Source organism: Microbispora sp. CA-102843 (assembly GCF_050936215.1).
Taxonomy (GTDB): domain Bacteria; phylum Actinomycetota; class Actinomycetes; order Streptosporangiales; family Streptosporangiaceae; genus Microbispora.
The window spans coordinates 856,571-869,156 of the sequence record NZ_JBNJNF010000001.1 but is presented as its reverse complement, the minus strand read 5'-3'; the positions used below and the strand labels follow the sequence as shown (position 1 = coordinate 869,156).

Below are 12,586 nucleotides of genomic sequence, written 5' to 3'. Positions count from 1 at the left end.
TCCTGAAGAGGCTTGCGTCCCACCGCTGGATTTCGAGGATCACTGAAATCATTCGCGCCATGTCGACCAGTTTGAATAGTCCTGATTGACCAAAGCAAGAAGAACACGGACTGTCTGGTCACAATCTGACGTACAGCCTCCGCGAGCACAGCGCCAGCGTCTCCGACGGCACGCACGACGCCTGCACAACGCTCATGCCGCACGATCTCTACCGTCGCAGCAGTACCGTTACGAGATGCGAAGACCGACTTGGATCAGCTGGCCGTGCGGCTGCAGGACTTCGCGAGTGCCCGCGACTGGGAGTAGTTCCATACGCCGAAGAACCTGGTGATGGCCCTCACGGGCGAAGTCGGCGAGTTGCTGGCAGAGTTCCAGTGGCTGGCGCCGGAAGAGTCACGAAACCTAGATGGGGCAACCTTCGACCGCGTACGGTCTGAACTCGCCGATGTGACCGCCTACCTCGTTCGCCTGGCCGATCTCCTGGGCGTCGACCTCGTCGAGGCGGCCAACGCCAAGCTGGACGAGAGTGAGCGTCGTTATGATCCTGATCTCTACCGGGGCTCTGCGAGGAAAGCGCCTCCGTTAACCTCGTGATGACCATGTGATGCGGCCCGACGGGCTTCCGCGTTTGTACGGCTGATGCCGGAGCGGATACGCCCCCACCCGCACGAGTTCTCTCGTGCTGCCTGGGGGAAGCCTGTGACGGCGTTACGGCTGTCCGTGGAGAGCCTGATTGCCTCGCCGAACGAAGCGGCGCTTGCCGAGCAGATCAGCGAGCATCTGCGTGTGACGACCGGCCGTGGCCCCTCCCCGTCCGAGGCCAGATCCTGGGAGCGGAGCCTTCCCGCATTGGCGCGAGATCTGGCTGACGCCGGGCTCAGCAAGGTCGAGATGCTGGTCGAGTACAAGCTTCCGTTGACCAGCAAGCGCGCCGACGTAGTGCTGGCCGGCGTGCACCCGCGGACAGGCGAAGATTCCTACGTCGTCGTAGAGCTCAAGCAGTGGAGTAGGGCAGAGCCGTCCGATCAAGGCGAGCACCTCGTCATCGTGGACGGCATGCCGGGCGGGGAGATGCTCAACCCTGCCGAGCAGGTCCGGCGCTACTGCGAGTACATGTGTGACTTCCTCGGCGTGCTCAAGGATCGGCCGCAAGCCGTCCATGGCGCCGCTTACTTGCACAATGCCATGGACCTCGACGTGGACGGCCTGCATGACCAGGTCCGGGACGAGCGGAGCAGGCTTTTCACCAAGCAGCGGCGCGGCGACTTCCACAACTACCTACGGGAGCGACTGGCCGACAAGCCGGGCGCCGAAGCCGCCGACCGGCTCCTGAGCAGCCCAGTCGCGCCGAGCAAGCAACTCATGGCGTACGCGGCTACGGAAATTCGCGAGCGGGAGCAGTTCACCCTCCTCGACGAGCAGCAGGTCGCCTACGAACTGGTCATGCGCGCCGTTGACAAGGCACGCCGGGCCGACTTCAAGCAGGTCGTCATCGTCACCGGCGGCCCCGGCAGCGGCAAGAGCGTGATCGCCCTGTCCCTGCTGGGTGAGCTCTACCGACAGGGCAGGACGGCGCTGCATGCGACCGGCTCGCAGTCGTTCACGCAGACGATGCGCCGCTATCCCGGCCGGGGCAGCACACGGATCAAGAACCTCTTCATGTACTTCAACAGCTTCACCGGCGCTGAGCAGAACAGCCTGGACGTCCTGATTTGCGATGAAGCGCACCGCATCCGCGAAACATCGACCAACCGCTTCACACCGGCAGCCAAGCGCACCGGCCGGCCCCAACTGGATGAGTTGATGGCCGCCGCCCGGGTGCCCGTCTTCCTGCTCGACGAGCACCAGGTCGTACGGCCTGGCGAGATCGGCGCCGTGCAAACCATCGAGGAGTACGCGCGGTCGCGGGGTTACGCGGTCAACCGTGTCTCCCTGGACGAACAGTTCCGCTGCGGCGGCAGCCGCAAATACGAGCAATGGGTCCTCCGCCTGCTTGGCCTGGACAGCGGAGGCCCGGTGGCCTGGGACGGCGACGAGACCTTCGAGGTGCGACTCGCGCACTCCCCTCAGGAACTTGAGGCCGCCCTCGGTGCTAAGCCCGGCACCGCGCGGATGACCGCCGGGTTCTGCTGGCCGTGGAGCGACCCCCGCCCTGACGACTCCCTCGTGGACGACGTCGTCATCGGCGACTGGTCACGACCCTGGAACGTCAAGAAGGACCGAGCCGTCGGCGATGCGCCGCCCAGCATGCTGTGGGCAACCGAACCGAGCGGCTTCGGCCAAGTCGGCTGTATCTACACCGCCCAAGGTTTCGAGTACGACTGGTCGGGCGTCATCATCGGGCCCGACCTTGGAGTGCGGGACGGTTCTCTCGTAACGGTCCGCTCTGAGAACAGGGATCCCGCCTTCAAGAGCAGGAAAGCCGTCCCAGACGCCGATTTCGATCAGCTCGCTCGCAACGTCTACAAAGTGCTGCTCACCCGCGGGATGCGCGGCACGATTATTTACGCGGTCGACCCGGCTACCCGCAACTTCCTAGCAGACCTGATCCCTGCGATCGGGACCTCGGCGCTCGCCGACGCGTCCCCACCACCCTTATTACCAAATTCCCAGCTAGGGATTTAGGTGCACGCTGCCGTATAGCCGCAAGCCCTGATGTGTCTATCAAACCGAGGCAACTCCACTGTCGGATGCCGTCAATAGGATGGAGAGCATGCAGTCCTGGGGGAAGGCGACTCCGCCGAGCGTCATCATCGACCTCTCGCCCATCGTGCTGCTCCGAGGCGACCCAAGCTGGGGTTGGGTGGAGGCGGCCGTGAAGGCTTGGCGGGAGCAACAAGACCCCAACGCTCGGTTCTACGGGGTCGCCGACAACAGTCTCTACTACAAACTCGACGATGCCGGGAAGCGTGGTCTGTCGGAGTGGAAGCGCAAGCGCATGGCACGTTCGGTGTCCTGGGCTGACCCCGAAGTGCTCGAACTCGCGACATACTTTGAAACCGCCTCCGTACTGACCACGGACCTCTACCGTGACCACCGGCGTGACTTTCCTTGGCTCCAAGGTACGGACCGCATCTGGAAGCCAGTTGTACGTGACGGAGCGGTCGTATTCGACCGGCTCGACTACAGCCCAATTCCGGCGGAAGAGGTGTCCTGGCGAATCGAGGAAGCCAACCTGACTCCCAAGGGTTTCAAGACTCCCGAAGCCAGGGACGTGCTCAAGTACGAGTGGGGATGCACCACGAGCACTTGTCACTGGGGAAGCAAGGCGGTCATCGAAGAGGATCCTGCCTTCCGCGATGGCCAGGTCGTGTGCCCGAGTTGCTCCGCTCCTGCAAGGCGACTGGGGTTCCGAGAGAGCACCAAAGAGATAGTGCTCCTCCTTGGTGATGATGAAGTCGACAGGCTTCCGCTTGCCGAACGCTCCGAGCTCACTGTGGGGCGTGGTCGCGACACCGGCAGGTACGACGTCCGAGAGGTGTTGGAGGACGCGGCTGCCAGCAAGGTAAGCAGAGACCACCTGAAGGTGATCAATAAGAGCGGCCGAATCTTTGTCGAGGAGCTGGGATCCAAGAACGGCACGGACATCGTCAGAGAAGACGGGGTAGCTGCACCGTTGCAGAGAGCTGTCCAACAGGCCCTAGCGCCAAATGAGCACCTGGCGCTTGCCGGCGGAGTCCTCAACGTCAGGCTCTCGGGCAAGAAGCGACCCCGCGGCACGTACGAACCTGATCTGACCACCCCACCATTCCTGCGAATCAAAGGGAACTGAGCATGTCTCTCCTTGATGACATCGAGCCCGTACAGGCCAGGACCCTTCCGGTCATCCTTCTGCTGGACACCAGCGGGAGCATGCGACAGGACGACAAGATCGACGTCCTCAACGACAGCGTCGCCGAGATGATCAGGGAGCTCGCTTCGGTCGATGCCGGCCACGGGTTCATCACCCTCACACTCATCGCATTTGGCGGTGAATCCGCCGATGTGATTCAGAAGAACGTTCCGGTCGGGAACATTGCATTCACCCCGTTGAAAGCCGGTGGCAAGACCCCGATAGGGCATGCCTTCACACTCGCATGTGAGCTCATCGAAAACCGGGACGAGATCTCGTCGAAGGCATACCGGCCCACGATCGCGCTCGTCTCCGACGGTCTACCCGTGCCTGCGTTGGCTGGTGAGCTTGAAGCACTGCTCGACAGCGACCGTGGTTCCAAGTCGTCCAGATTTGCGTTGGCGGTCGGCGCTGATGCTGACCGGGACCTGCTGGCAAAGTTCGCGTCCGGTGGAGACGTGATGGAAGCGAGCGAGGCAGCCGAGGTCAGGAACTTCCTCCAGTGGGTCACCAACACAGTGACGCAAGTGACCCTGTCCATCTTCGACTCGGACGTGAAGTCTCAGTCCATGTCCGACGAATCAATCGCGCGACTGCAGCAAGACGATGCTTTCTGATGGTCGCTCCGGGAGCCGCGTACGCGATGACACCGGGATTGAGTATGTGCTTGGAGAAGAGATTGCTCGCGGCGCCCAAGGGACTGTCTATCGCGTGGATGGCCAGCCCGGCTTCGCCATCAAGCTTCTGGAACGCGAAACTGATCTTGCGCGAATCGAGGAAGTAAGGAGACTTCCTCTCGACAGCCTCCCTCTCGCAGCACCAACTTCCCTCATCCGAGATGGCGGATCTGGGTACTTGATGCCTCTCGCCTCAGACATGAATCCGCTGCGTGAGCCCTATCTCCCCCGAGAGTTCGGGCCACGGGAGACAGGCAACATCGATTGGTACAGAAACACGGGAGGCATCCGACGGAGGTTGGCACTGGCGGCCAACGTCGCCCAGTGTCTCGCTGCTCTCCACGAACGAGGCCTCGCCTATGTGGACCTCAACCCCAACAACGTCATGATCTCGGACGATGTCAGTCGCGAGGAAACATGGCTGATCGACACTGACAACCTGACTTCCAGAGCAAACCCGAAGTGGGAAATCATCGGCTTCCCCGGTTACGCGGTCCCGGAGCGAGTCACGAAGAAGGCACCACCGTCTACGCTCGCCGACGCCTACACCTTGGCAATCCTGACCTTCCGGTTGTTGGTTCTTACCCACCCGCTCGAAGGACAGGCTGCGGAGAGTCTTGACGGCGATGCGGCTGCAGAGGCGATCAACACCGGCGCGCTGGCCTATGTCGGAGATCCCGCAGACGACTCGAATCGACTGCCCACGAGGCGCCTGTCCGCGAAACTGTTCACCCTCGCTCTCAGCGGACGAATGCGGCAACTCTTCCTGGAGACCTTCGGCGTAGGGAAACTGAACCCACTCGCGCGTCCGGGAGCCGCCAGGTGGCGAGACGCCCTGTGGCTTGCTCACGAAAATGTCGTCGAGTGCGCGGACGGTTGCGGTTGGAGCTACTTCCGCCTGCTGCCCCAATGCCCTGCCTGCGGCCGAGAGACGCCGCCGGTTGTCTTGGCAACGGTCTTTCCCGAATGGGGCGAGACCGAGTGGGCGGATGTCGACCCTCAGGCGCGAGACTCGCTGACACTCTCCCTCCACCGCTCGACGCCAGTCGGTGAGAGGCAATTGTGGGGTGGATACGCCTCGAAGGATCCACTGCTCACCTTCACGCCCGTCGGCAAGGGCTTTGAACTCGGTACCCGCGAAGGTGTTCACGTCACCGATGGAGCTGGCAAGCGCGTCGAGCGAATTCCCTACCCCGAGAATAGGAAGGAATACCGCGTCAGGGTTGAGACGAGCGGCAGGCCCGCGCGCACTCTCCGGATCACCTCAATCGAGGCGACATGAAGCTTGAAAGCCTTGCGCACTCGGATGAGAGGGCGATCAGTCTTGTCCCCATCGGGGAGGGTTCACTTCCGGTAGGATCTCTTGTCAGTCTGGATGTAACACCAACAGAAGTCATCGTCCGACGCAGCAACGAAGCGCTTCTCTGCGAACTCCCCAGATTTCATGACGCCGATTGGCTCGCTGACGTCACCGCCAGAAAAGCCTACGTCGCTGAGCTTCTGTCTATTGACGGTCCCACGCAACAGATGCCTGGTGAGGTGAAACTCAAAGTTCTGCGGTATGACGATGTAGAACTGTGGGCTGAACCACGTGAAGTAGGCGTGGACGATCGCACTGTCGCCGACGTCAACAGGTACCGCCGACGCAACGATTCGTCGCAAGAGGTCATGACGTGGCTGAAGGCTCAGTTACTCCTTGATTCAAACGACCCAATCACCGTGGTCTCCACCGGTGCGGGCGAGTTCAACGAGACCGGATTCCGAGTGGTTGGCTCTGGCATCGTCGCGGACATCGGTCTCGAAGGTGGTCGGCTCTTGGTGGCAAGAGTGACCCGGAAGCCTAGGAACCGAAACCAAAGACTGGTCCTCGTGAGGGGACGAATCGACATCAAGGATCACACGCGCGTCGGTCTAGTGAGTACGGAGGACCGCGAGCAACTCAGACGCCTGTCCTCGGCGGAGAACGCATTCCTCGCTATCTGGAACGAGTACAGCAGGTTAGAACAGAGGGCCGCGAAGGAGTCTGCGAAAGACATCGGATGGGCCGAATACGACCGGTACCGAGTCTTGGGTGACGGCTCAATCGAGTTCGACCTGGTGCACAACAGCCATGCCAGCGCCCTCTTGGAACGCATAGGTAACGACACCGTCGGCCTGGAGGCGTCGCTCACACGAAGTTTCCTTGATGGCAGCAGCGAGCAGCCGAACGCACCCGCGGACCGCCGAACTAAGGACGACCGCGGCTTCGTTATTGGTGAAGCTCGGACGACTGGACGCGGCACCTTGGTTCTCGTTCCCGAACGCGAAGTCAGAAAAGGCGACATCCCTGCCAAAGGTGAGATCTATGGTGTCTACACGACCGACTCCATCCGCATTAGTCGGCGTGAAACAGCGCAGAAGGAAATCTCGCTGGCAAGAACTTCTCCTGCACGCCAACTCTCTTTGATTCTTGCTGGCAAGCGCCCGGACCCGGTCGGTAGAACGCAACGTCACGAACCGCTGTCGGCACGGGCGCGAGCCCTGCTTGGCGGCGAACCCACCCCAGCGCAAGTTGAAGCCATCGACCTCGCGATCAACTCTCAGGACCTGGTTCTCATCCAGGGGCCACCCGGCACAGGCAAGACCAGGGTCATCGCAGCCATTCAGGCCCGACTGGCAGAGCTCAGCAAGGGCCATCTAGCGAGCAATCGACGAGTCCTCTTTGCCAGCTACCAGCACGATGCTGTCGAGAACCTCATCCAGGCTGCAGACGATGGTTCGCTGCCTCCAGTCAAGATTGGCGCAAGACACCGAGGCACCGAAGACGATGCCTACCTCCATGCGTGGACCGCAGACCTGCAACAGCGATTGGAACATCGCTACGAGGGTGAGAAGTCGACCGAGCTGTTACAAGCGTTGAGGCAGCTTCGCGAGAGATTGACTGCCTACCTGACTCAACCATTTGATGTTCCGGGCACTGTCGATCTCTTAGTCTGGCTCGCGGCAAGCACTCAGCTGACCGACAGCGCAGTATCCGGAACGGCCAGGAGACTCGCGCGACGAGTCGAGAAGGAGTTGGGAGGCGGTGGGTCTACCGCAGGTCACCGGAAGGTTGAGGTGCTGGCCCGCGGCCTACGCTCATCTCCTGAGAGCTTCGAGGATGACGGTAGGGCGCGAGCGCGCGACGCCGCTCTCTACCACCCATTGAGGGAACTCCTGGATGACCGGCAGCGCTCCATGCTCGACGAGGCGGCCACCACCGCAGATGAACAGACGGCCTCGGCATACATGGCAATCCTGAAGAGGGTGTTGCTCGACAGGGTGATGAATGCCCGCGCGGCATCGAGCATCGTGGCCACCCGGCCAGAAGTCGAGGCGCTCCTGAAACGCGCCATCGACTCGACGGAGACCGAAGTGCGCAAGTCCACGAGCGATATCGACCTCGCGGTCGAGGACTACCGGGACGCTGTCGCGCACCAGCCCGGAGCGGTGCGAAAGTCCCTACAGAGGCATTCCCGCGCACTTGCGGCAACGTGTCAGCAGTCCGCTTCCGGAGCGATGCGTGAGACCCACAAGGGCTTTTTCGACACGGTCATCCTTGATGAGGCGGCTAGGGCCAATCCGCTCGACATGATGATCCCGATGAGTCTGGCGATGAATCGCATCGTCCTCGTCGGCGACCACAGGCAGTTGCCACAGCTGTTGGATGACGAACTACTCCCGCTCCTTTCGCAGCGACATGACAGCAACATTGTTGAGCAAACGCTCAGACAGTCCATGTTCGAGCGACTGTTTACGACTCTGCAAGAACTAGAGCGGTCGGACGGCAACAAACGAGTCATCACGCTCGACCGGCAGTTCCGTACCCACCCCACTCTCGGCCGTTTCATCAGTGACCAGTTCTATGAGCCGTTTGGGGAGCACCTGGAGAACGGCATCAACGACCCGGCACCGTTCGGGCACGGCCTAGCCAAGTACGGCACCGCCTCCTGCGGATGGATCGATGTGCCGTTCGCAGCCGGACCAGAACAACGCACTGGGACCAGCATCAGTCGACCCGCTGAGGCGCAAGTCATCGTGGAAGAGCTCGATAATGCGCTGCGGCAGTCGGAGGAGTTGACGTTCGGCGTCATTACCTTCTACTCCGGGCAAGTCGACCAGATTTGGCAGCGAATGTCAGACGCCGGCCTCGCGGTCAGGAACAACCAGAACCAGTGGGTGACCAACCCTGCCTCGCCTTGGCTCTACACATCCAGAGGCCTCCCCAGAGTGCGCATCGGCACAGTGGATGCTTTCCAAGGAAGGGAGTTCGACGTCGTCTACCTCTCGACGACGAGATCCAGCAGGCCCGGGTCACGCAGGTCGAACCCATTCGGCTTTCTGGTCTTGCCCAACCGTTTGAACGTCGCCATGAGTCGACAGAAGAGGCTCCTCATCGCGGTCGGAGATGCCGGTCTCATGACCTCTGACGAGGGCCGTGAGACAGTTCCCTCGCTGGCTGCATTCCATGACTTGACCGGAGGCGCCGATGGCTTCCGGCGATAGCAAGAGGCTTCAGGCGTATCTCTTGGGAGATTGGCCGAGGAAGTTCCGTCATGCGCTGGTCACCCCAGCAACCAGGTGGCGTGTGTTCATTGAGGACCAGCAGCAGGTTGAACACGATGTCATCTTGAACACTGTCCTGCGCATTCGACAGGCCGGCGAGAGAGATGCATCCAGAATCGCGGACCTACTGCAACTCCCCGAGGACTTGATTCGCTACTTGCTCGCCACCGCCGACCAGGAGCGGTTGGATGCGGCGAACTCTGGTCAGGGCATCGTCGCTGTGCGGTCGACGGTGGGGTGGGTCTACCGAGACGCAGCCACTGGAGAGTTGTGGCCCGAGCCCGGTGAGCAAGTCGAACCACTTGAGATTCGGTATTCAGGGTCTTTCAGAGGGCGATTCGACATTGGAACCGCTGGCCGCAGGACGTCGATCGATGCGCTCCTTCTCGACACACATGAGACGGGAGACCTGCAGCCAACTGCGGTGGAACTGGCCCGCTTCAGTCGCTCCGATGAGGCGCAGAAGCGGACGGCTGTCATCAGTTCTGGCGAACCTTGCTTGGTCGTCAGCCCGGTCAGCAGAGACAAGAGCGGACTTGCCGTGGTCACCACGCAGGACTCGCCGCAGCTAAGCCTGGGGAGGCTACTGAATACCGCAGTCGATCAATACGAGTCAGTAGTCAAGTGGGCCAAGGAAGTTCCTCTCGGCGCGACAGAAGCGCAGAAGTCGTCACTTGAGATCGCACTCGACGAACTAACTGACGTGCTCGGCCATCTCTGTATCGGCGAATTCCGAGCCGTGTTCTCCTCGCACCTCGTGAGCCTCATTGAGCTGAGTTTGGGCCGGTGGGTTGACCACTACCGTTACCAGTCTGGCCTGGCAGCAGTCGAGCGGTTGACCGACGAGGAGACCCGGGCGGTAGCGGAGCGCTTCGCCCTGAGCCCAAGCATCACACAACGATGGGCCGCGGCACCTCGGTCTGACTCCAGACGTAAGGTTCTGGAACTTCTGGTGACCCGTCTAAACGCAGGAGATCAACGGATCCAGGACATTTCTGTCGCAACTGCCCGATACGATTCCCTTTTCGGCAGTGGTTCTCCGTCTCAGGAGTTGGTGGAGCTGGCGCAACAGATTGTGAACGTGGGGCAACTCCTGCTGGCTGGAGAAGGGGGCGGGCATGGCCAAGTCGAAAGCTAGGCAGGGCGCGGGCCCGCAACGCCCAGCAGCGAACTCTGGGGAGGCCAACGCCCGCAAGGTTGACGACATCGAGCAGGGCCTTGCTGCGCTCCCAGAAATTCCCGAGGATGTCGTCGACGAGGTGCCTCCCGTCGAACCCGAGACGGCCACGGTCACTGCAACCCGCTTGAAGAACCTCTTCGACCAAGTCAAGCAGCAAGGCGAGAACTACAAGCGAGCCCGCGAGAAGCTCTCCGAGAAGGAGGCGGATCTCAACGCCAAGGGCTTGGAGGTCAAGGAGCAGCAAGCCGCGCTCGACAAGCGCGAGGCTGAGCTTGCCGTCGCCGAGAAGGACCTCGCAGCCAAGCGGATGGCTGCCAAGGCCGGGTTCGTCGACGAGTTGAGGGCGATCACCAAGGAAGTCTCAGAAAAGATCGACGCGATGCTTATCGACGCCGCAACGTGGGGCGCCGAAGGCAAGGCGAAAGCGTTGGAGGCCACTGCGGCCGAACAAGAGCGTCTGGCTGCGGAGCGAGCACAACTCGATTCGGAGTGGGAGTCTCTCCGAAAGCGCCAGGCCGATGTCCGCGCCCTGGAAGCCGAGGTGTCTTCCACGACGGAGTTCTTGAAGGCGAGGGAAGCCTCGCTCGACTCGCTTGTACAGCGCAGAGTCGAAACCGAGATCACTACCGTTCGAGATGACCTCGAAGACACCAAGGCCCGGCTGCAAGCGGAGCTAGACCGTGTTGCAAGGAAGGACAGCGAAGTCCGTCAGCTTCGCAACGAGCTGGCACGGTTCGGCGATGATCCGGACGGGCTGAAGCGCCGGATTGAAGAGTTGTCCGAAGAGTTGCGGATCAAGAAGGACGTACTGGCGCGCAGGCCTCCCGAGGATGAGGTGTCGGAGCTGCGCAGCAAGGCGCTTCGCGTGACGGACGCCGAGAATGAGGCCGCATACTGGCGAAGCCGGTACGACCAGATCGATTCCCAGCTCCGTCGCTACTTGGTCAATGTCGGCGAACTGGAGGTGCTCCGAGACGAGCGTGATGCTCTCGCCTCGCAGCGGGAGACCCTCCGACAGGCCATAGCCCAACAGAAGAGCGACTGGGAGGAGCTTCAAGCCAAGGAGAGTTCTACGAAGCCATTCCCTGCCTGTTCGGACTACGACGAAGACCCTGAGCTTGCGCGCGAGGTGATTGGTCGCGACTTCGACACGTTGGCTGATCTGGTCGATGAGATTCGCAATCGGATGGCAACGAATCCAGCGACGAGCTTCTACTACTCCGAGTCAGACGTTCGCCTGTTCCTTGCAGGCCTCGCTTCCAGCAGGCTCCATCTGCTTCAAGGGATCTCGGGCACCGGCAAGACAAGTTTGCCTCGCGAGTTCTTCAAGGCGTTAGCCGGTGACGCTGCCGTTCAGATCGTCGAGGTCCAGGCGGGGTGGCGCGACAAGGACGACCTATTCGGCTACTACAACGCTTTCGAGAAACGCTTCGCGGAGAGCGAGTTCACCAAGTCTCTATACCGAGCCTTGTTGCCTGCGAACGCAGATCGCCCGATGGTCGTCGTGTTGGACGAGATGAACCTTGCCCATCCTGAGCAGTACTTCAGTGTGATGCTCTCGCTACTTGAGAATTCAACGACAGACCAGGGCTACCTCGACCTCCTTACCAGCGAGATCCCCCACTTGCCCAAGATGTTTGAAGGGTCCCGGCTCCCACTGCCGAGAAACGTCTGGTTTGTGGGGACCGCCAACCACGACGAGACAACCGTTGCGTTCGCCGACAAGACGTACGACCGTGCACACGTCCAGGTACTGCCAGCTACCTACGTTCCGTTCCAGGCCCGCAACCAGGGCCGAGCAGATCCCGTTTCCTTCGATGCGCTCGATCAGGCGTTCATCACCGCAACGCTTGAATATGCCAAGGAAGTTACCAAGGTGAAGGACTTCCTCAGGTCAAGCATGCGTGAGGAGTTCGAGAAGTTCGGCGTCGGCTGGGGTAACCGGCTGGAGCGTCAGATCGATCGGTTCGTGCCTGTGGTACTTGATGGTGGAGGCGATTTGACGGAGGCCGTCGACCACTTGGTCGCCACCAAACTGGTACGCAAGTTGGAGGACCGATTTGGCGTGCGCCCAGAGGACCTTGATGCCCTCGCCGAAACAATTGAACTCCACTGGGACCAGTTGCAGTCTTCCTCACACCCAAGCAAGACACTGGAAGCTCTACGTAAGGAGTCGAAGAAGCTTCGGGGTGGATTCGGGTCGTGACTTCTGACCAGGACCGCGTCTCGGGGCTGCCGTCGCCGCGGCGAATCGAATGGTCTGGCCGATGGGTTTCAGGGTCGGTTCACCTGCTCGATCCAGCAACCGGCAGT

General features: G+C 61.3%; 8 protein-coding genes. All 8 read left to right on the top strand.

The annotated features are described in order from the left end of the window. Window positions 1-330 precede the first annotated feature (330 nt). Window positions 331-594, top strand: coding sequence for a MazG-like family protein (locus tag ACQEVJ_RS04095; RefSeq protein ID WP_433097302.1), 264 nt, complete (start codon window positions 331-333; stop codon window positions 592-594). 105 nt (window positions 595-699) lie between these two features. Further along, window positions 700-2,625, top strand: coding sequence for a DNA/RNA helicase domain-containing protein (locus tag ACQEVJ_RS04090; protein WP_433097300.1), 1,926 nt, complete (start codon window positions 700-702; stop codon window positions 2,623-2,625). A gap of 79 nt (window positions 2,626-2,704) precedes the next feature. After that, entirely contained in the window at window positions 2,705-3,772 is a 1,068-nt protein-coding gene (locus tag ACQEVJ_RS04085; protein ID WP_433097298.1) for an FHA domain-containing protein, read from the top strand. 2 nt (window positions 3,773-3,774) lie between these two features. After that, complete coding sequence (locus tag ACQEVJ_RS04080; protein ID WP_433097296.1) at window positions 3,775-4,449, top strand: vWA domain-containing protein; 675 nt, start codon at window positions 3,775-3,777, stop codon at window positions 4,447-4,449. Between the two features lie 94 nt (window positions 4,450-4,543). Then, window positions 4,544-5,791 carry a protein kinase domain-containing protein gene (locus tag ACQEVJ_RS04075; RefSeq protein ID WP_433097294.1) on the top strand — a complete coding sequence of 416 codons (1,248 nt, stop codon included), beginning with the start codon at window positions 4,544-4,546 and terminating at the stop codon, window positions 5,789-5,791. Then, a complete protein-coding gene (locus ACQEVJ_RS04070) occupies window positions 5,788-9,033 on the top strand; it encodes a DEAD/DEAH box helicase (protein ID WP_433097292.1) in 3,246 nt (1,081 codons plus the stop codon). The genes ACQEVJ_RS04075 and ACQEVJ_RS04070 overlap by 4 nt, the downstream gene beginning before the upstream one ends. 82 nt (window positions 9,034-9,115) lie before the next feature. Next, on the top strand, window positions 9,116-10,231 hold the full coding sequence (locus tag ACQEVJ_RS04065; RefSeq protein ID WP_433097290.1) for a hypothetical protein: 1,116 nt from the start codon (window positions 9,116-9,118) through the stop codon (window positions 10,229-10,231). Then, window positions 10,212-12,479 (top strand): AAA family ATPase, encoded by a 2,268-nt coding sequence (locus tag ACQEVJ_RS04060; protein ID WP_433097288.1) that lies wholly within the window; start codon window positions 10,212-10,214, stop codon window positions 12,477-12,479. The genes ACQEVJ_RS04065 and ACQEVJ_RS04060 overlap by 20 nt, the downstream gene beginning before the upstream one ends. Window positions 12,480-12,586: the final 107 nt, after the last annotated feature.